The sequence below is a fragment of the Rhizobium sp. O111 genome (genome assembly GCF_055616315.1).
Genome location: NZ_JBSHXL010000003.1, coordinates 25,408 through 44,034, shown reverse-complemented (window position 1 = coordinate 44,034; position 18,627 = coordinate 25,408). Strand labels below are relative to the sequence as shown.

Genomic DNA, 18,627 nt, shown 5'->3' with positions numbered 1-18,627 from the left:
TCGAGCGATCAAATGACGAAGCATCTCAAATTTCTCGCTACACTGCACTTCCTACTAGCTTTCGCTTTTCTTTCTACCGGCGTCACCGCGGCGTTGGCGGCCGGCTCCGATAAGCCCGCAGGGCCGTCCGAAGCTCTATTCTTGCTTCAAATTGTCGTTCTCGTGGTGTCGGGCCGCCTCTTGGGTGAACTCATGGTGAGGATCGGCCAGCCCTCTATCATGGGCCAGATTATCGCCGGGGTAATCCTCGGCCCTTCGCTGTTCGGGCTTCTCCTCCCCGACTTTCAGGTTCGGTTGTTTCCGCCGGACGAGGCACAAAAAAGCATGAGCAACGCGATCGGGCAGCTCGGCATTTTGTTTCTATTGCTTTTGGCCGGGATGGAAACCGATCTTGCACTTGCCAGGAAGCTTAGAAGGTCAGCGACAGGGGTATCGTTAACCGGAATAGCCATCCCTTTCGCGGCAGGATTTGCGCTTGGCCAGTTCATGCCGGCCGACCTTCTTCCCGACCCAGATAAAAGGCTGGTCGCATCTCTGTTCCTTGGAACGGCCTTATCTATTTCGTCGGTGAAGATCGTCGCATCGGTCGTGCGAGAGATGGATTTCATGAGGCGGAATATCGGTCAGTTGATAGTCGCTTCGGCCATTATCGACGACACGCTCGGGTGGATCATCATAGCGGTCACGTTCGGACTCGCAAAAACCGGCACCGTCGACCCGCTCACCTTGGCGAAGAGCGTGACCGGCACCCTTGCTTTCATGGTCTTCAGCTTCACGATCGGACGCCGTATCGTTTTCGAGATCATCCGCTGGACGAACGACAATTTCAAAAGCGATCTCCCGGTTTTGAGTGCCATCATCGCCATAATGGGCGGAATGGCGATGATCACCAACGCGATCGGGGTGCACACGGTCCTCGGAGCATTTGTTGCCGGCATCCTGGTTGGCGAGTCCCCAATCCTGACCCGTCAGATTGATGTCCAGTTACGCGGCCTCACTACGGCGCTATTCATGCCGGTCTTCTTCGGACTTACGGGACTGCAAACCGATCTCACCGTCCTTGGTGATCCCAAAATCATCCTCCTCACTTTGGTCGTCGTTTTGATTGCCTCGCTTGGCAAGTTCGGCGGAGCTTTTGCAGCCGCCAAGGCCAGCGGTCTCTCTAATCCCGAAGCGTTGGCGCTCGGGTGCGGAATGAACGCGCGTGGATCGACCGAGGTTATCGTTGCGACGATCGGTCTTTCCGTCGGGGTTTTGAACGAGGAGTTGTTCTCGGTCATCGTGGCGATGGCCGTCATTACAACGATGGCGATGCCTCCAACGTTGCGTTGGGCGCTGGCGCGGTTGCCCCTCAGGGAAGAGGAAAAGGAGCGACTAGAACGGGAAGATTTCGAGAAAGGCAGCTTCTTGAAGCAGTTCGAGCGGGCGGTGCTTGTCTCTGATGGATCGTCGAACAGCCAGCTGGCTGCCAGAATCGCGGGTCTGCTTGGAGCTTCGAGGAACATGCCGGTAACGACTTTGGACATCTCTTCCGACAAGGACTCCGACGCCACTTCTGATGGCAGACCAGGTTCGGAGGGGGTTCGGGATGCGCTAATCCCTATGCTCGAAAGGCATGCGTCGGAAACGGTCAGAGCCGACGGCGAAGAGACTTCTGCGCTCCGCGTTACGGAATTCGCTAAGGACGTGGACCTAGAGAGCGCATTGGCCGAGATTTCGAAGTCGGGCCATGATTTGCTATTTGCTGGCGTGGAACCCGTCCTGCGTTCAGACGGGAGCTTCAGTCCCACCATCCAGGCAACCGCGGAGAAATTCGCCGGCACAACGGCGATCGTGTCTTCCCGGGGACAAATGCCAGAAAAAAGTAACCGACTTCGCATTCTGGTCGCTGTCAGCGATACCCAGCGGTCGGTGCGCGCAGCGGAGTTCGCGTTTGCTGTTGCCAAGGCAAGCGGTGGACACTGCGCGGTGGTTTTCGTGAAAGAAGAACGCAAACTGCAGGGCGTATCGCGGATTACCGACCAACTCAGCAAACAGGCTGATCCTTTCCGACAAATCGACGCCGCTGCAGCGTATTTCGACATCAAGCCCGAAAAGCTGTTGCGTCAGGGTTCGTCGCCCGAACTCGACATTCTTCGCTGCGCGCGCAGTGGCGACTACAATTTGATAGTGCTGGGTGTCAGTCGACGAGCAGGTGAGCGACTTTCGTACGGGAACGTCGCTGACGCTTTGCTGGGCACTGCGGATCGGTCGTGCCTTCTGGTGGAGACGGAGATCACCAACATTCGAGACGATGCCGCATGAACACGCAAGTGGTACATTTGGCCTGTCCTTTCACCCGCAACTGGCATCGGAGAACGCTTCAGGCCTTCTTCTTTAGAAATTAGTACTTCGTCCCGCACGCGTGGAACCGCGGGCGCGTCCGCGCGATTAATCGGGATGATGAAAAAAATCGTCCTCGGTTCAGTTATCGCCCTCGCATCCGTGGGGGTCGTTCACGCCCAAGACCTCTCCCCACAAGAGATCAACAGCGTCAATCTTTCCTCGGTCTTGTCTGACAAGAGTCTGGAACACCCCCCGACAGACAAGCCCGATCCCGCGGTCATACATCTTCAGGTCTTGTTAGATCGTGCAGGTGCGTCGCCGGGCGTTATTGACGGATTGGATGGAGCAAACGTCAGGAAGGCCATCGCAGGCTTCGAACTGCTGCAGGGGCTCCCCGTCGACGGGAACCTAGACGAAGAAATTGTAACACGTCTGTCTGACGACCAGCGTGTTATCGGGCCGTATACGATCGCGGCCGATGACGGCGATGACATCGTCCCAGAGATACCGAAAGACTATTCGGAGCAGGCGAAACTGGCCCATCTCGGATATACCAGCGTGGCCGAAAAACTGGCGGAGCGCTTCCATATGGACGTGGACCTGATACGTGCGCTGAACCCCACGGCGCGGTTCATACCTGGCGAAACACTGTCTGTCGCCGTTGTCGGCGCTCCCCGGACAGGCAACGTAAAGCGGATCGAGGCCCACCGAAAGGCCGGCGAGCTGGTCGCCTACGGCGAGAACGACAAGGTCTTGGCCGTTTATCCGGCAACCATCGGCAGCGAGGATAACCCGTCGCCTTCGGGAAAGCACAAGGTCAACGGTGTGGCTCGAAATCCGCCATACGTGTACAATCCAAAAATCAACTTCCAGCAAGGCAAGAACAAGTCAAAGCTCACTCTTCCAAGTGGCCCTAACAACCCCGTGGGTACCGTCTGGATCGATCTTTCCGAGCCGACATACGGCATCCACGGTACGCCGGAACCGTCATTGATCGACAAAGCAGGGTCTCACGGCTGTGTCCGACTTACGAATTGGGACGTTGAGGAGCTCAGCAGCATGGTCAAGCCCGGTGTTACTGTCGTGTTTGAAAATTAGAGCACCAAAACGTGTGGCCCGTGATGGACACGCAGAGAGCGAATTGAGGGTAATGTCTCAGTTCGAGCGAGGACGCCAATCCCGACCCTCTTCATGACGACCAATTCTTATCGTGCGTCGTTGTTCCTTGTTTCGTTGCGGGAACCATCTCGAAGGCTCGACATTTCTTTTCTGAGCGCGGGCCGTGTCAATCGGACGCAACAGGGATGGTGAACATCGCGGTTTTTCCGATTTCTCGCGATGGCCAACGAAACGGCAGACGAGCGCCCCACCTGTTCGGCATCGCCCTCACCTATCAACGGTAGGAGCTGGTATGTCGGACGGCCTACAGTCTGAAAAGATCGCCTGGTTTGCTTCGCTGCCGCCCGTTGTCCCGACCGAGTTGACTGGCGTGTGGTGGGGTGAAGGCATTCCATCGGGACATCCGTTGGATGGCGTGTTGGAAAACCTGCAGTGGTTCGGCAAGAAATTTCACCCCGACCTCAGGGCGGACGCGCTGCTGTTTCAATGGCGGCCAAGACGCCTTGTACCCATCGAGCCGGCCTTCTTCCCGATCCGAACGGTGATCCGCTTCGCGGACTTCGCCAAGACGTCCGTCGCTCGAAACTGGTTTTCTCGGTTGAACAAGCTGGTGCGTGCCCGCGACACGACTGCCTCCGTAAAACTAAGGACAGTCGATGAAGACGAGACGGCGGCGATGGTCTATGACCGGCAGCCCATCGTCGACTTCTTTCGGCGCATCGGAGACGACGAGATTGCTGGCATGATGGTCGTCGAAGGCGACGAGCGGCGATATTTCTTTCGGCTCCGGCGCGTCAATCCGTTAGATCAGCAGCCCTGACCAAGAGCGGTGCGACCTAGAAACGCCGGATGGCCGCTACATCGTTGTGCGCGGACGTCCCTGGCGGAAGACAAACCCTCACCTGCCTGAGGATGAGCGCAAACGCCTCGTGTCCGACTTGATGTCAGCACGTGGGGTGGTCAAGGACCCCGCCGGGGACGAGGACGCGACAAGAGTAGCGCGAAGCGCGGTCGATGCCGCGAAAGTCGAGGGCGAGCGCGGAGCGGTGTGGTCGAAGGACGGAGCGCCCGACCTCAACCGCCACATGGCGACAACGACGGAGTACGCGAACTCGTATCGAGAATGTCTTTGCTTGGGACGAGCATGACGTCCGGCGCAGTCGCGAGGTCTTTCAATTTCTGCTGGGTGCCACGCTCTTCGCATCGACGGATCGCTATCTGGCAACTCGGTAGAAGCGGGACGGCTCTCCAACTGGCAAACGCCCTGGGCGCACGAGCGTTTGGGAACCGCTGCCTGAGCTGCGAGTTCCCTTTTCAGAAGGAGAACACAAATGACATCGAATTCCATTCCGAGCTCGGCAAAGCTTCCTCCGAAGTCCCTTAACGAAGACACCCAAGACGACGAGCTTCCCGAAAGTAATATCGACGACCGGCGCGCTCCGCCGGTCAACATGGGTGGTAGCCGCGAGGCCGGCGATGGCGTAACCGATGCCGACCCGGAGACAGGTCGTGCTGACGCAAGGGACCATATCCCGGCCCCTCAGACCGCGAGCCGCGAGTGAAGACGATGGACGAACGCAAAGAATATTTGAGAACCGCCGAGCTGCGGGCGGACGACGAGATTTCGCCTCGGCCGTCCGATTTCGAAAGTGGCGGTGGGCGCAAGACCGAGATTTCCCATGCCGAGAACGACGAAGCGGACGACACCGCGCGGGTCCCGCGAGCGGCCAATTCCGAGTAGGAAAAAGAGTTGCGTCGCCCAGTATCAAGAACGATCTCAACGGCGCGCCGATGAACGTCACGATCGTCCAAAGCGGTCACCTCTTGGCGGCGACTGCGGCCAGCGTGTGGAGGCAACGGCAGACGAGGCGTTGCGAACTCGCTTTAAACTCAGAGGTACGTCCCACGATGAGCGCACGGAAGACGGGCCGCACCTGATCGAACAGCTCTCTAGCCTGAATCACGGCACCCCGTGATGCCGGGCACGTTCGCATCATCGCGGATATTCGCCCACAACCTGGATCCCCGCGGAAATCCAGTCCGAGCTTGGGAGACAATCGCCGGGGGCAGCGAGGCGGACGCGATCGCCGAAGCAAAGGCGGCGTCCGAGAGACACGCAGGAGCCCTTGTCGTGCGGCGGGAGGCCAACCCTGCGGTTGGGGCGACTTGGACGAGCGGATCGATTGGCTGCGGCCGTCGGCCGGGTTTAGGTTGAGTTCAGGCGCGCCGCGGAGCCGGCCTAACTCCCCGACGATCGCGCCGAGGATGTCCTCTTATCTACCCGGTCCACGACGAAATGGGCCGCGGCCTCTTCCAGCCTGAGCCGCGACGCCTCTCTCCATTCAGGCCGGCTCACGAGGCCGTATCTGTCTTGCGCGAAGTTAAGAGTTCCCTTAGGCGGTTCCGATCCGTGACGCCGAGCTGGAACCAGCCGAGGAGTTCTCTCGCTGCCTCTTGAGCTTCGGCGCAGGCCAGTTCAAGGGACCTCTCGCTGCAGTAGTCTTTTACGAGACCTTGGACCATGGAAAATTCTTCCGGCCCGAGCGGTTGCTTGCCACGACTATCGAACGCTTGGAACATTGCGTCTCCTCCTCAAAAGGCGTCAATGCGAGAGCATACCTTACGCCGATCTTGGCGCTGGGCAATTGCATTTGACATTCCGTGGACCGCGAAACGTTCTCGCCAGACTTTTGCTTTCAGCCGATATCATCAGTACGTTGGCGGACCGTCGACGTCACTGATGCCGACACGGCTTCACAACCTGCAAGAAATGCCGGCACTGCCGACAGCGCTTGGATTACGGCTGGTGACGGTAGACCGACAAATACCCCCGGTGGCGGAGGAGCCTGAGTATCGTCGAGGTTTGGGGCTCGTCGACGTTGTCACCCGTCGTCGCCAAAATTGTTGACTCCTCCCCAGAAGAGAACATAATAGGAACATTCAATTCTTTAAAGGGATGACGGCGATGACCAAGACGCCGAGCGGACAGCCGCGGGCTGACGAAGAGACAGGCACATACTGGGCAACCCCGCGCGAGGCAACGCTCGCGGAGGTTCATCCGCTTTTGATGGCGGTCCTTCTCATGATCCCAAGCTACCCGAGCTGGGCTTTGTGCTCTGTGGATGTGTACGACATGGGTTCCGGCGCGCCCATTGGTTCATTCGATATCGGTTTTGACCCAAGGAGCGGCAGAGCGTGCGGTTACTTCAACGCCGTCGGTTACGAACAGCTTATGAGCAAGCCCTTGTGGTTCGACTACTCCGGCGATGAGAGCGACGTCATCGAGGCATTCTATTTGCTCATGAGGAATGCCCGGCATGTGCAGTAAGTCGGCTCAAGCCTTGGCGAACAGCTATGAAGTCGAAGCGGCCCTCGCCTACCACGATGAGGATGCCAAGGCGACAATAGCGACGCTTCTGGGAGACATAAAGCACTTGCGCCTGCAACTGACTTTGGCCGAGGCGGCAATGAGCCAAGGGATGACGCGCGGTTGGAAGCCCAAATTCGATCGTGATCTTTAATTTGCATGCGACGTCACACCAGCCCTGAGAGGAGTTTCCTATGAGCGACATCAATCGACAGACTTTACAACGGGCACCAAAACTGGTCGCGCATAAGTGCCACTGCGGCGACTGGGCTGGCTTTGGCTTCTGCACAGCCGATTCCCAGGATTGGTGGTGCTGGAAGCACTATCCTTACAAGACCTCAGCTCGACTCGAAGCTGCGGAAATCGCTGCTAAATTGCCGAAAACCGCTGCGTAGTGTGCTTTGACGATGTTGCATTCTGGGGCTGAGCGAAACGGTTTTTCAAGATTCGCCGGGAGCCAAGCGCGTTTTCTGTACGGTCGCGGCGTGCTCACGAAACATTCGGACCGCTTCGATCGCGTCGTGGCCGAGCTTGGCTCCGACACGACCTCGACTGCTTCATAAACGAAGAACTTAGGGCACGATGCTGTTTCAAAAAAGTCGGCAACATCTGTGTCGATCGTGGCTTACTCTGCCATCGATCCGGTTTCCAACAGTCGAGGCCGCTATGACGATAGTAGGCTACAGCTCACGTCTTGCCTGTCAATTTTACATGCGGTAATCAGCCGCCAGATCGCGTGCAAGGACTAGAGATTGGGAAAACGTCGCCCTCGACCCGACAACCTACCCGGGCCTAAACTAAGGGACTTCCGTCAGCCGATTATCGAGGTCGTATGCGTCAGATGCGATCGCCGGGACAGCCTAGAGCGAAAGGCACTCGTCGACCAGCTGGGCGCGGGAGCCAGCTTTGCTCGACTGCGCCGTCGTCTCGCGGTGGGGTGTGATCGCATGACGAGTCCGCAAGGCGATCTGTGCGAGACGCGGTTCCCTTGCCTCGACCCCTAAGCCAGCTCGGAACATTCAGCTTCGACACCCGTTGGCTCCTCACCAAACGTAGGAGGAGCATGATGACCAACATCTACAATGAAGGCGCGCCAACCTTTGCCAGCGGCCTCGCCAGGAGCACGCTCACAGCGTTCTTCGACAGCCGAAGCGAGGCCGAGACGGCCATCGACAAACTGAAGTCGGCCGGGGTGTCCGACGTCCGCCTAATGCCGGGCTACGAAGCGGAGGGCGAAGGACCTGCAGCTGCGGCGGAAGGGTCCGGGTTCTGGTCACGCCTAGGCGACTGGTTCTTCCCGGACGAAGACCGGCACGTCTACGCTGAAGGTCTCCGCCGGGGCGGTTTTCTCGTTTCGGTGTCCGTAGACCAGAGCAATTACGACACGGCGCACGACATTCTCGCTAATGAAGGCTCAATCGATATGGACGAGCGCGCGGACCTCTGGCGAGAGGAAGGCTGGACGGCCGGAGGCGGCCAGCAGGCCATCGGGTCTGAGGACGACGTCTTCCACGCCGAGACGGCCGCACGCAGCGCCACCGGCGTCGGCCGCTACACGAGAACCACGCAGGCGACGTCGCCGCGCGTGCGTGGATACGATCTGGCCGAGAACCTTCCCGACGATATCGTTGACGACGTGGTCCCGACGGGCCATCAGCGCGACGTGTCCGAAGGGGATCGCCCAATGAACGAACGGGCGTCGCGGGAACAGTCGATCGACGACCTGCGACAAAGCCAGATGCTGCCTGGGAGTCGCTGAGCGGTCGAGACAATCCGGAGCCGCGCGTTGTCGCGCGGCTCAGGTCAACGAAAGCTGCCTCACTCTACTTTCGTTCTCGTCCTCCGGCACGGTGGACAGCCTATCGCGACAGGCGGTTCGCGGACATCGAGGGAAGCGTAAAACTTCATCTGACAGGTCATGGACGGGAAGACTTGGTTTAGTTCAAACCCAGGAGCTGATAGTAGGCCGCCCGATCCAGCCCCTGATAACGACCGAGAGCTGACACGGCTCGATCGACCATTTCGGAGCTATTGAACCAGGAAAGGAACGGCCAGAGACGAGGACCGGTCTCGTCGGAACGTATCGCGCCCACCGTGCTATCGACCGAGTGGGTCTCCCCTGCGCGCCACGTGGCGGGCCTTGAGCGCTGTAACTCTCTCGGCTATCCAGATTCTATCCCTGGACAGATAATCGCCTGCTCCGTTAATGATCCGGCCGTGAGGAGCTCTCATCTTCCCCCACTCTACCGCAGCTGGATGGGGGGAAGTCTTCCCGGTATCTCTACCCTCCACTAACGAGACGAGGGCCATACGAGATTGCAGTACGACTTCTTTTCCAAGCTCCGAGGCGCGGATCTTGCCATCGCCGGACCGGCTGGCCAATGACAGCAACATCAGTCGCCTGACCATCGGTTCCGTTAAGTAAGCGCCTTCGCCATTTACCAAGTTCTTGAGCGCGCGAAGCTCGAAGCTGTCCAAGTCCCGAGGGCTGATCATCGCATCTTCCTGATCGGCGGTTACAACCCGCGAGACATAGTGCGAGCCATATTTTTTGGCCAGAGCGAGTGGCAAAATTCGCAAGCCCAGATCGATCATCGACCCCTGTCGTTGATCATGGACCGCAGCGCGGCGGTGGTTCCACAACCACGCAAGATGTTGCGAAGGGCAGTATTCGCACTTATACGACCCGGTTTCGATGCAACATGATGGAGTGATCACCGTGATCTGGCTAGTTGGCGTTTCCTTGGGTTTGATTGCACCGTGGATTTTGCGCCGGAATGCGCTGCGTCACGCTTTCGCGATCAACGGCACCGCGGCAGGTCTTTTCCTCTGGGGATTAATAAGCGTCGTCACGGTGCCGATCGCGACCATTCTGGTGGTCGGCTTCCGGGAGATCTTTGGAGGCTAACTTAGCGGGCTGAATGCGGCTCAAACTGTTGACCAAGGGGGCTGAAAGAGACAATCGCAAAGGGCGGCCGACCGCCCAGTTTCATGGGTTAAGGGCAGAGCCCTGCCCGCCGACCGATCGCGAAAATTTACGGGACGGCGGATCAGAGGCCGGGGGAAACCCTGCTTGAAGAAGGGGTCGAAGGACACCGCAATGACTGCTACGAATAGGAATTCCTGACAGCCCATTTTTGGACCTTGTCTGGACACGAGGGGAGCGCCAAGGGAAGAGAAGCAGGGTCTTGTCAAAAAGTGCTCGGAACAAACGGCGTTCAACCGGGTTCCTCCTCGCCGAGATAGTCTCCCAACGTCTTGCTCGGCAGCGGAGAGCCTAAAGGTCTCAACGCCCCGGCGGCCTTCCGCACCCTCAAACCTCAACCGAACCGCCGGGACAGGGGGCGGATGGTACGTGACTGGACCGCCCAATCTATTTGATAGGCTGACTCCATTTGCGCTCGTCCATATAGTGCGCCACTGCTTCGGCGGCCCTCTTCGTGTAGTCGACGAAAATATCGGCGCCTAGATCGTTGAGAAGCGGATCGTGCTCGCCGGAAGCAACGGCAATCACCTTTCGCGCGTTGCCATTTCGCGATCTGGACCGCGAGATGGCCAACGTCGCCGCCGGCGCCGTTCGCCAAACCGTCTTGTCGACGAGCGGAACCGGTGCATGCGGGAAGGTGGAAAGGGTTCGGCACATCACGTCCCAAATCGGCTACAAGTTACCAGGCGGTCAGGAGCGACATCGGCGCAGCGGCGGCCTGCATGTGGTCGATCCCGGCGGGCTGGTTAAGGGTTGGGTCCCGCGTGGCGGGAACAACGCCCATGCCTCTGTCGTTGTCAGGCTGAAGCCCGCCTTGTCTCGTGGCCAGTGGAGGCCAGTCTTCGCCTTGATGGATACGGACCCTTCACGCGTTATCGACCGCTGGCTTGGCGCGAGACAGCGGTGCCAGGGAGCTCGAAGCGTCGAGCAAACGGTAGTGCAGCCGGACGCATCCCTTGTCGAGGTTCTTGACGCTGATCAGCCTTGGACTCGACCTGAAGCCGGTGGAGGGGAAAAGAGGACGACCACCGCCGAGGAGCTCTGGGATGATGTAGATTTCGATCTCATCGAGCGCGTCGCGTTCCATGAACGCCATCTGCAGCATCCCCCCACCCAGCATCCAGACATCACCATCATCGAGAGCACGAAGCTCTGCTATGAGGTCATCTATATTGCCTCTAATCTCGAGCGAGCCCTTGGGATTCAGGATGGGTCGCGACGTCACGACAATCACCCGTTGCTCGTTATAGGCCCAAGGTGTGGGATCCTTCGCAATGAAGTCGTAGGTGCCGCGACCCATGACGATCGTGCGAATGCCTTTTACGAATATGCCGTAATCATGCTCCCCCAGATCCATTCCATCGTACTTAAACAGCCAGTCCAGTTCGTCGCTCTCGTCCGCGATGAAGCCATCCAGACTCGCTGCTATGTAGCCAACTATCCTCGCCATCGTCACCCCTTGATTTATAAATGAATGTACGTTTATATAATATCATGACGAGACGCAAGACAATCCCCGATGAGAAGGTACTCGAGACTCTATTCGAGGCGATGATGAAGACCGGCCCCGACGGTCTGACCTTCGCACGTGCCGCGAAGGCGTCGGGCTTGGCCGCGGCAACCCTGGTGCAGCGCTACGGAAACCGTGAGCGCATGGTTGAGGCAACTCTTCTGCAGGCTTGGGATCGTCTTGATGCGGAGACAATGGCGGCGGACAAAGAGGAGGATCCAACGCCTGAGGGCGCCATTAAGCTCCTACTGCGTCTTATGTCTCCCAAAACGGCTGAACGTGACGCCACTGATGGTCTTCTTTTACTGCGCGAAGACATAAGAAACCCAAGACTTCGTGAAAGGGGCGCTGCGTGGGGTCGCGCCTTGGCTTCGGCGCTAGGGCGGCGCTTGTCGGAGGACCCGCGGGAGGCGGAGCTCTTGGGCTGGCGGATGGCCGCTCTCTGGCAGGGCGCTCACACCTGGTGGGCGTTCGACCAGACAGTGCCCGCTGATCGCGCGATCCGGCAAGCCCTGGAGGCTTGGTTGCAAAGCGATTGACTGCGAGAAGGGCGGCAATGGCCGCGGACGTTCGCGGCGGTCCAAGCGAGATCGATCGCGCTTTCAAGTTTTCCTGACATTCGCTGAGAGCGGGCCTCGTCTGTTTCGGCCGAGGTCGACGAACGCTATGTCCGGAAATAGCTGGGGCACGCGTCAGCAGAGATGAATCGCCGGTAAGAGCGCGGGCGCGAAAGCTTCCGCGTAAATCTGACCAAGGCATCCGCGGGCGTTGCCCTCACCGAGCGGCGTCCGGTCGCTAGTGTTTTGACATCACACCGCGGGTAGGAGGTATGGAAGACATCCCCTACGAACGAGCAGCCTTGGCCTTCGCCGGACCGTCTGAACGGGGATCCCGGTAACTTCCTTCCCCCAGAGTGAAAGGGTAAATAGCGCCTCGGCCACGGAAAGAGGTTGGGAGAAGGGTTTTCTGAAGGAATGGCTTGCGCGGGAAACGCGAGGCGGCATGAATGCCCTCCCGCCAGCGTCAGGTGTGGCATCGTCGGCTGGCGCACCACCAACGATGGCAGCCTCGCGCGGAGGTGCCAAAATCACGGAGCCGGAAAGTGGATTTCCTTTCCGGCTCCGTGGGGAGAACCTGGCTTCAGTTAGCGGCAGACCTTGGTCGTGCGCGTGACTCGCTCACCATGCCGATAGGTTACAACCCGTTTCGTGAAGCAAGACGGGTGGCGGCGAAAATCCTCATGCACAAGGCGAGCTCTCCGATCATTATCCCAGCCACGGTGGTGGCCACGCTCCCAGCCACGATGCGGACGGGGACCGTCATCGGTCCGGATAACGACGGTGTCCGCGTAGGAAGCCGCTGGGACGGCAATGATGGACGAAACAGCCAGAGCGATCGCAAGGATAGTTTTTTTCATGGAAGGTTTACCTCGGGTTATTGGACCGCAGTAAAATGATTGCCTGGTCTTTGAGTTCCACGAAAAGTCTCACCTCCGACTTCAGTCCGAGGAGACGTCAGACCATTGGCGCACCCGTGGACGATTTCCGTTAGCCACAAACCTGGTTCGGGATCGAGCAGCAGGCCGGGATCAATTCGCCAGCGCTATTTTCGGGAGGAATGCATAAACACGCGGTGCCGCATGCCTCCATGCTTGGGCTATTTCAGTGTTCTCATCGCGGCCGGCTTCGTCGGCAGGGACATCTTCCAAAAAACGCCGAACCGCCTATCCAACGCCATTTCCGACAAGCTTCCTCGTTGCCTCACCGGACCAATCAAACTCTTTCAAAGAAGTTCACGAGCATGATGACAGGTTGACAGAGTGGCTGGGTTCACGGGATCCGAACGCATCTTCGTAAGGCATTGCGCCCGCGAGTATCGTTCACGCTGTAGAGGTGACAGCTGAAAATAGACGCGTCGAAAACGAGAGGTTGGTCGTAATCGGCCATGAGCGGAGCAGTGACGCGCGATTTGGCACCGGCGGTTCATAGCGGGCCGTTCAAGGATGCGCTCGATCAGGCCGCGTCAACTTCGATGACAGAGCCCGGAGCCGGACAATGCACGCTTCACGCATATCGGCGGCGAGGTCATCGGTCCTCGCCGTAGGTTAAGGAGGACTACCGCGACCGGCGCTTTCGTGATCCGTGCATTGACTAAAGGTGGTTGATCCGTTGGCACCCGAGCTCAGCATGCCCCTCGCCAGTCAACGCTTGGGTAAATGGCGCGGTCAACTACCTGCCTTTTCCGTTTCCGCCACCGTTACCGTGTCCACCGCCATTTCCGTTGCCGTTGCCGCCGCCATTGGCTCCCGCGTTGCCGTTTCCGCCACCGCCGTTGCTGCTTCCGCCACTATTGCCGCGACCTCCACCGTCGCCATTTCCACCGGCGCCACTGTTACCGCCGCCGTTTCCATTCCCATGTCCACCGCCGTTTCCGCCGCCGCTTCCCTTGCCGCCCCCATTCCCATTCCCATTCCCATTGCCGTTGCCGGAATTACCTTTTCCCCTTCCATCGTCAGACGAGTTGGCGCCGGCGTCTTCGCGGCCTTTCCGCGACTTGTCCCGCCGGTCGGATGCTGCGTCGGGCTTCCCGGAAAGCTCCTTGGTACCCACGGCCGGAACGACGGCGACCAATGTCGCGACCGATTTTATAGAGGGCTTTGAAGCGGCTCCAGCGACTTGCATGCCGGTTTCCCTTCCCACCGTCGCGCTCTGGCGAGGACCCACATCGGCACGTTGACCACTAGCGAACGACGTCACCTGCACCAGTCCACGGTCGACCGTGACTGACGCCTTGGACTTGTCGACCGTCACATGGAAGATCGTTCCCTTGACCACTGCTGCCAGGTAGGGTGTCTGAACGGTGGTGTGTGGTTGGCTTCGCTTCACAATTTCGAGGTCAAGCACCCCCACCTGCTGAACAATCTCGGTTTTTCGAGGAGAAAAAAACCCGCCAGGCCTGGTTGTGACCGCGGCCATGGTGTTCGGCTGCAGCCCAATACGCTCCACGCCCCGCACAAGTTGAACACGTCCTCGAGGGCCAGTTGAGATCCATGCCTTGTCCGGAACGACATCCCCGGCATGCAGGTCGCTCCACTGCTTCTGATCAATGGAATACTTAACCTGGCTGGTTGCCTTGGCCACCTGCCAATCATTGTCGGATGCATGCGCAAATAGCGGTGCGCAGAGAAAGAAAAATACAACGCTGAGAAATTTAGACATGAGTCCCCCGGATCTTCGGGAAAGCTACACACGCTGGAGCTTAAGAATAACTTTAAACGTGAAAATCATTGTAAACTGAGCGGGTTCTGTACGCTATCGGACCAGATTAACCAGATACTCCACTACAAGTCTGACGCGGATGGTCCAACGCCAACGCCGAGGCAATGCCAAGCGAAGTGTTGTTTTGCCCGTGCCGCCCTTTTTGGGATGCAAGCGCGATCTTCGTGTTACTAGCGCCGGATCCACCACTCCATGAAGGCGTGCTCGAGCGGCGTTGTATCTAGCCAATTGATCGGCTCGACGGATGTTTGCGAAGGCTAACCTCGTTCATACATTTCCTTGACGAACTCCCCTAGAAACGCTTTCAGTCTCCACTCTGCAGGTTCACAGGTGGAACACCCAAGGTTTTAACGATGCTTCACGCGATCCTGTCGGACGCAACCGCCCAGTTCACCGCGCTTTTGTGCCTCCTGGTGATCGCGAGGATAGTCGTGAGAGGCAGACCAGCGCTGCGCTTCTTCGTTCACATAGCTTTCTTCGCGATCCTAACAGTGCTCTTGGTTGCCAACGATGTCGCTCCTTGGGTAGCGGATGTACGAGCAGAGGATCTCACGCACCGAATCTTCATCGGCGTCGCGAAGTCCGCCTGGTGGTTAGGCAGCGCGATGGTGCTCGCCAGCTCGGTCAGGCTTTTCCTTATATTCGAGCGAAAGCCGAGAGAAGGACGCCTCATTCAGGACCTGCTGGTCGCGGTGATCTATCTGGGAGCGGCGCTCTCGATCATCGCCTTCGTGTTCAGCCTTCCCGTTGGCACACTCATCGCCACCTCCGGCGTCTTCGCGATCGTGCTCGGCCTGGCACTTCAGAGCACATTGAATGACGTCTTCTCGGGAATTGCTCTCAATCTTGGCCGCCCGTACAGCGTCGGCGACTGGATTGCCCTAGAGGACGGGGTACATGGCCAAGTCGTCGAAACGAACTGGCGTTCCACGCACTTACTCAATGACGCAAATGACCTTGTCATTGTGCCTAATAGCGCACTGGCGAAAGCCAGGCTAACAAACCTAACGGGCAACGATGCCGTGCACGGGGCCAAGATCACAGTCAGGGTCACGCCCAACCGCGCTCCCGCGATCATCGAGGAAGCGATGAGGGCGGTCCTCCTCAGCGCGAACACCATCCTCAAAACACCCGCTCCTTCAGTGTCGATCACTGGGTTGGACGGGTCGGCGATCGAGGTCGAGCTTGCGTTCAAGGTGGCCAGCCTCGCGCGCACCGGAACGGCCAAGAATGAGATATACGACCTCGTGTATCGGCACGCCAAGGCGGCGGGCATCCAGTTCGCGGGTTCAACCAACATCCAGCTCGACGCCGGGCAAGCATTTGAAGTGTCTCCGAAGCACCCTGGCACGCCTTGGCGGCTACTCAGTTCAATCCCACTGTTCTCGACGCTCACCGAAGACGAGATGGAAGCGCTTGCTTCGACGATGCAGCGTCTCACATACAAGAAGGACACCGTCATCGCTCCGCAAGACGCATCGATGACATCCCTGATGATCGTCCGGAGCGGCGTCGTGGTCGTCGAGGACGTGACGGGTCCCGTGCGCTTGGAGCTGACCCGCTTGGCGCCCGGAGATCTGTTTGGTGAGCGCGGCGTCCTCATGGGAGCGGCCGAACCCGCCACCATGCGCGCGCTTACATTCGTTGTGGTCTACGAGATTTCCCGCGCCCATCTGGCGACCGTCATGCATGATAGACCCGCGCTCGCCGAGGAGCTGAGCGAGTTGCTCGCGAAACGCGTCGAGTCCGAGAAGCACCTAGCGGAAGGCGTCACCGGCCCCAAGGCAAACCAGCCGACTTCCTTGGCCGTAAGGATCCGCCACTTGTTCGAGCTGCCTCACGGTGGCTCCGCGCGACCCAATTAAGATTGGCCGTCGTTGATACCCAGGGTGCTACGACCCTAGTAGCGCTGGTCCCACGCTGTCGGTATGCGGGGATCCCCTTGGCCGCGCCGGACTTTTCGAGGAACTGGAACCCAGCCAGTCGCCGGCTTGCGCCTAGCTTCATCCGTTGGCTTCGTGCATCCGTTGGACGTCGTTGGAAAACGACAGGCACGGGTCAGCTGCACGGGTCCATCGCCACCAAGGTGATCGAACGTTTCTCCAACAAACTCGAAAAGTTACAGGCTCCCGCCCACGATGTCACAAGGACCCGCGCCGCGTTCTGGCTACGACCGAGGGCCGCGTCCCTTAATTGGACGGATCGTCATGAACCCACGCCCTGGTCGTGAATTTTTTTTTGAAGAATATCCCGATCAGCGTCACAAACACGGTCTCGTCCAGCGACCTTCGCCAAGTACAAGGCGCGATCCGCGCGCCGACAAAGTTCCTGGAGGGTGGACCCATGGTGCAATGCCCTCGCGATACCGACACTCGTGGTCACCTTGACCTCGAAGCCGAGGCTCGAAACGCGAAGGCCCGAGACGGTCTTGCGTATCCGCTCCGCGTGAAGGAGGGCGTCACCCGCGCTCGCGGGCAGGAAGACGACAAACTCCTCTCCTCCGTGACGTGCAAGCAACGCGGATGGCGGCAGGACCGATTGGACCGCTTCGGCCATCGTCGAAAGGACTTCGTCACCCAGGGCGTGCCCATGACGGTCGTTGAGCTGCTTGAAATGATCAAGGTCCAGAAACAGAACCGCGTCACCAGGCTGTGGGTTGTTCGGTGCGTTCGCGTTGAAGGAGCGGCGATTGTGGAGCCCTGTCAGAGGATCAAGGTCAGCGAGTTTCTGAATCTTGACGCGCTGACGTTCGCTTATGAACATCACGATCGCGATGGCAAGCACGAACTTCGAAAGTATCATGAGGGAAAAGCCCTCGACCACGTCGAGAACCGGGAACGATTGGAAGGAAAACTCCAATCCCATGACCAACGATAGCAGGCTGGTGGCCGCGAGTATCGCGGCGACGAGTTTTCGGATCGGCAGGGGCTCGCGAGACGCATCACGGCGCACGACCCAAGCAGCGGCCGCCATTGTTAGACAACCTAGCAGGGTAAAAGTCGCCGCCCGGTAGGTGTTATCCAGATGAAAATCCGTCGCCAGACCAACCACCAAGGTCGCAGCCGCTGGAAGGAATACGTACCATGTATTGAACTTCCGCCCTGGATTGCTGATCAGAACGAACGCCAACGCCAGGAGGCCATATCCCGACACGGCCAATGCGATATTGACGAGGCTGAGGGTTCCGTAGAGGGCTGGGTAAAGTTCCGCGTACCCCGCCAAGGTCGCGCCCGCGGCCAGCATCAGGAAGCTTGCCGCGAGAAGCCCGACACCTCGACTGTCCGTGGATGTCCGCCGCAGATAGCCCAAGGTCAAGGCCCCGGCTATATAGGACGTTTTCTGCAGAAAGAGCACGGTCGGGAGATCAAGTCCGGAAGTCATCTGGCACCAAAGTCATTTATCGATGCCTACTTACCGCGAATTGCTGAATCTTTTGCAAAGGCTACGTAAGCGGGGAATATTTCAGCAATTCTTGGACGGGACAATTCCCAGGGGCGGCTTAACTTCAACCTGGCCGAACAACCCTTGTATAAACCGGTTCAACCGGATTGGGGACCGGTCCGTCAAATCCGCAGCTCTAGTACAAAATAGAATGCGAGAAGCCAGGTGAGTGCTGTCAGTGATCCCAATGAGACAATAAGCAAGCGCAAGTAGATTTCCAATCGGTGAGAGACCGTCTTGAACAAGCATATGAGGGAATCGTTCCATCAAATCACCGGGGCGAGCAGGAATCCGGCGGACAAAAGCAAGGGGGCCGCGAGTACCGCTCGCCGGTGGCGTCGCCCGGGTGAAAATCGTGATGCTTCAAACTCCGCCGCATCAAGGCCCGCGCCCATGCGCAAGAGGCAATCAGTCTTCGGGGAAAAGGTGCTCAAGTCGATGTGAAGACGAACGAACCCCGCCGTGCCGATGCTTGATCCCTTTGCACTGGGAGAGCCGAAAGCCGCGGGACGTCTCGCGACGGCGCCCGGTCTCCTGGAACAATCGGCGCGCGCCCCGATCAGGACATCAGCCGACCACCGAGAATGCTCCTTCAGAGATT

At 58.7% G+C, this 18,627-nt stretch carries 18 protein-coding genes; 13 read left to right on the top strand and 5 right to left on the bottom strand.

Annotation, left to right across the window (positions count from 1 at the left end; translation table 11 throughout):
- The first annotated feature begins 12 nt into the window (after positions 1-12).
- The 5 genes from ACVTFQ_RS25965 to ACVTFQ_RS25945 all read left to right on the top strand — a co-directional run bounded on the left by ACVTFQ_RS25965 (position 13) and on the right by ACVTFQ_RS25945 (position 5,185).
- A complete protein-coding gene (locus ACVTFQ_RS25965) occupies positions 13-2,304 on the top strand; it encodes a cation:proton antiporter domain-containing protein (protein WP_470424201.1) in 2,292 nt (763 codons plus the stop codon).
- A gap of 138 nt (positions 2,305-2,442) precedes the next feature.
- Positions 2,443-3,423, top strand: a complete 981-nt coding sequence (locus ACVTFQ_RS25960; protein WP_470424603.1) for a L,D-transpeptidase family protein — start codon at positions 2,443-2,445, stop codon at positions 3,421-3,423.
- Positions 3,424-3,736: 313 nt separating this feature from the next.
- On the top strand, positions 3,737-4,264 hold the full coding sequence (locus ACVTFQ_RS25955) for a GXWXG domain-containing protein (RefSeq protein WP_470424200.1): 528 nt from the start codon (positions 3,737-3,739) through the stop codon (positions 4,262-4,264).
- Between the two features lie 511 nt (positions 4,265-4,775).
- Complete coding sequence (locus tag ACVTFQ_RS25950; protein WP_111563908.1) at positions 4,776-5,006, top strand: hypothetical protein; 231 nt, start codon at positions 4,776-4,778, stop codon at positions 5,004-5,006.
- Positions 5,003-5,185 (top strand): hypothetical protein, encoded by a 183-nt coding sequence (locus tag ACVTFQ_RS25945; RefSeq protein WP_146618520.1) that lies wholly within the window; start codon positions 5,003-5,005, stop codon positions 5,183-5,185. Before ACVTFQ_RS25950 ends, ACVTFQ_RS25945 begins: the two co-directional genes overlap by 4 nt.
- Before the next feature lie 611 nt (positions 5,186-5,796).
- Here ACVTFQ_RS25945 and ACVTFQ_RS25940 read toward each other — a convergent pair.
- On the bottom strand, positions 5,797-6,024 hold the full coding sequence (locus ACVTFQ_RS25940) for an acetyltransferase (protein ID WP_111563906.1): 228 nt from the start codon (positions 6,022-6,024) through the stop codon (positions 5,797-5,799).
- A gap of 385 nt (positions 6,025-6,409) precedes the next feature.
- Here ACVTFQ_RS25940 and ACVTFQ_RS25935 point away from each other — a divergent pair, with 385 nt between their 5' ends.
- From ACVTFQ_RS25935 to ACVTFQ_RS25920, 4 genes are all read left to right on the top strand, one after another.
- On the top strand, positions 6,410-6,772 hold the full coding sequence (locus tag ACVTFQ_RS25935) for a hypothetical protein (protein ID WP_283193732.1): 363 nt from the start codon (positions 6,410-6,412) through the stop codon (positions 6,770-6,772).
- Positions 6,762-6,965 (top strand): hypothetical protein, encoded by a 204-nt coding sequence (locus ACVTFQ_RS25930; RefSeq protein WP_112436064.1) that lies wholly within the window; start codon positions 6,762-6,764, stop codon positions 6,963-6,965. The genes ACVTFQ_RS25935 and ACVTFQ_RS25930 overlap by 11 nt, the downstream gene beginning before the upstream one ends.
- Before the next feature lie 40 nt (positions 6,966-7,005).
- Positions 7,006-7,206, top strand: coding sequence for a hypothetical protein (locus tag ACVTFQ_RS25925; RefSeq protein ID WP_111563903.1), 201 nt, complete (start codon positions 7,006-7,008; stop codon positions 7,204-7,206).
- 671 nt (positions 7,207-7,877) lie between these two features.
- A complete protein-coding gene (locus ACVTFQ_RS25920) occupies positions 7,878-8,570 on the top strand; it encodes a hypothetical protein (RefSeq protein WP_470424199.1) in 693 nt (230 codons plus the stop codon).
- Between the two features lie 338 nt (positions 8,571-8,908).
- On the opposite strand, the gene ACVTFQ_RS25915 is transcribed toward ACVTFQ_RS25920, so the two are convergent.
- Complete coding sequence (locus ACVTFQ_RS25915) at positions 8,909-9,406, bottom strand: hypothetical protein (protein WP_470424198.1); 498 nt, start codon at positions 9,404-9,406, stop codon at positions 8,909-8,911.
- A 124-nt stretch (positions 9,407-9,530) separates the two neighbouring features.
- Between ACVTFQ_RS25915 and ACVTFQ_RS25910 the strand changes: the two genes are divergently transcribed.
- Positions 9,531-9,719, top strand: coding sequence for a hypothetical protein (locus ACVTFQ_RS25910; protein ID WP_162724571.1), 189 nt, complete (start codon positions 9,531-9,533; stop codon positions 9,717-9,719).
- A 943-nt stretch (positions 9,720-10,662) separates the two neighbouring features.
- Here the strand turns inward: ACVTFQ_RS25910 and ACVTFQ_RS25905 are convergent.
- Positions 10,663-11,247, bottom strand: a complete 585-nt coding sequence (locus tag ACVTFQ_RS25905) for a dihydrofolate reductase family protein (protein WP_413397186.1) — start codon at positions 11,245-11,247, stop codon at positions 10,663-10,665.
- Positions 11,248-11,291: 44 nt separating this feature from the next.
- Here ACVTFQ_RS25905 and ACVTFQ_RS25900 point away from each other — a divergent pair, with 44 nt between their 5' ends.
- Together ACVTFQ_RS25900 and ACVTFQ_RS25895 are read left to right on the top strand one after the other, a co-directional pair.
- The gene (locus ACVTFQ_RS25900; protein WP_470424197.1) at positions 11,292-11,846 is read left to right on the top strand and encodes a TetR/AcrR family transcriptional regulator; all 555 of its coding nucleotides are present in this window, start codon (positions 11,292-11,294) and stop codon (positions 11,844-11,846) included.
- 563 nt (positions 11,847-12,409) lie between these two features.
- Positions 12,410-12,763: a hypothetical protein gene (locus tag ACVTFQ_RS25895; protein ID WP_146618519.1), complete on the top strand. Its 354-nt coding sequence runs from the start codon at positions 12,410-12,412 to the stop codon at positions 12,761-12,763.
- A gap of 772 nt (positions 12,764-13,535) precedes the next feature.
- Here the strand turns inward: ACVTFQ_RS25895 and ACVTFQ_RS25890 are convergent.
- Positions 13,536-14,525, bottom strand: a complete 990-nt coding sequence (locus ACVTFQ_RS25890) for a FecR family protein (protein ID WP_470424196.1) — start codon at positions 14,523-14,525, stop codon at positions 13,536-13,538.
- Between the two features lie 413 nt (positions 14,526-14,938).
- Between ACVTFQ_RS25890 and ACVTFQ_RS25885 the strand changes: the two genes are divergently transcribed.
- A complete protein-coding gene (locus ACVTFQ_RS25885) occupies positions 14,939-16,450 on the top strand; it encodes a mechanosensitive ion channel family protein (RefSeq protein ID WP_112436069.1) in 1,512 nt (503 codons plus the stop codon).
- A gap of 340 nt (positions 16,451-16,790) precedes the next feature.
- On the opposite strand, the gene ACVTFQ_RS25880 is transcribed toward ACVTFQ_RS25885, so the two are convergent.
- Positions 16,791-17,966, bottom strand: coding sequence for a GGDEF domain-containing protein (locus ACVTFQ_RS25880; protein WP_470424195.1), 1,176 nt, complete (start codon positions 17,964-17,966; stop codon positions 16,791-16,793).
- Positions 17,967-18,627: the final 661 nt, after the last annotated feature.

Bases quoted from the DNA above. Each gene is read 5' to 3' on its own strand.
- ACVTFQ_RS25960 (WP_470424603.1), top strand. From the start codon at position 2,443: ATGAAAAAAATCGTCCTCGGTTCAGTTATCGCCCTCGCATCCGTGGGG.
- ACVTFQ_RS25935 (WP_283193732.1), top strand. From the start codon at position 6,410: ATGACCAAGACGCCGAGCGGACAGCCGCGGGCTGACGAAGAGACAGGC.
- ACVTFQ_RS25890 (WP_470424196.1), bottom strand. From the start codon at position 14,525: ATGTCTAAATTTCTCAGCGTTGTATTTTTCTTTCTCTGCGCACCGCTA.
- ACVTFQ_RS25900 (WP_470424197.1), top strand. From the start codon at position 11,292: ATGACGAGACGCAAGACAATCCCCGATGAGAAGGTACTCGAGACTCTA.
- ACVTFQ_RS25955 (WP_470424200.1), top strand. From the start codon at position 3,737: ATGTCGGACGGCCTACAGTCTGAAAAGATCGCCTGGTTTGCTTCGCTG.
- ACVTFQ_RS25885 (WP_112436069.1), top strand. From the start codon at position 14,939: ATGCTTCACGCGATCCTGTCGGACGCAACCGCCCAGTTCACCGCGCTT.
- ACVTFQ_RS25940 (WP_111563906.1), bottom strand. From the start codon at position 6,024: ATGTTCCAAGCGTTCGATAGTCGTGGCAAGCAACCGCTCGGGCCGGAA.
- ACVTFQ_RS25930 (WP_112436064.1), top strand. From the start codon at position 6,762: ATGTGCAGTAAGTCGGCTCAAGCCTTGGCGAACAGCTATGAAGTCGAA.
- ACVTFQ_RS25915 (WP_470424198.1), bottom strand. From the start codon at position 9,406: ATGATCGATCTGGGCTTGCGAATTTTGCCACTCGCTCTGGCCAAAAAA.
- ACVTFQ_RS25920 (WP_470424199.1), top strand. From the start codon at position 7,878: ATGACCAACATCTACAATGAAGGCGCGCCAACCTTTGCCAGCGGCCTC.
- ACVTFQ_RS25905 (WP_413397186.1), bottom strand. From the start codon at position 11,247: ATGGCGAGGATAGTTGGCTACATAGCAGCGAGTCTGGATGGCTTCATC.
- ACVTFQ_RS25965 (WP_470424201.1), top strand. From the start codon at position 13: ATGACGAAGCATCTCAAATTTCTCGCTACACTGCACTTCCTACTAGCT.
- ACVTFQ_RS25880 (WP_470424195.1), bottom strand. From the start codon at position 17,966: ATGACTTCCGGACTTGATCTCCCGACCGTGCTCTTTCTGCAGAAAACG.
- ACVTFQ_RS25925 (WP_111563903.1), top strand. From the start codon at position 7,006: ATGAGCGACATCAATCGACAGACTTTACAACGGGCACCAAAACTGGTC.
- ACVTFQ_RS25950 (WP_111563908.1), top strand. From the start codon at position 4,776: ATGACATCGAATTCCATTCCGAGCTCGGCAAAGCTTCCTCCGAAGTCC.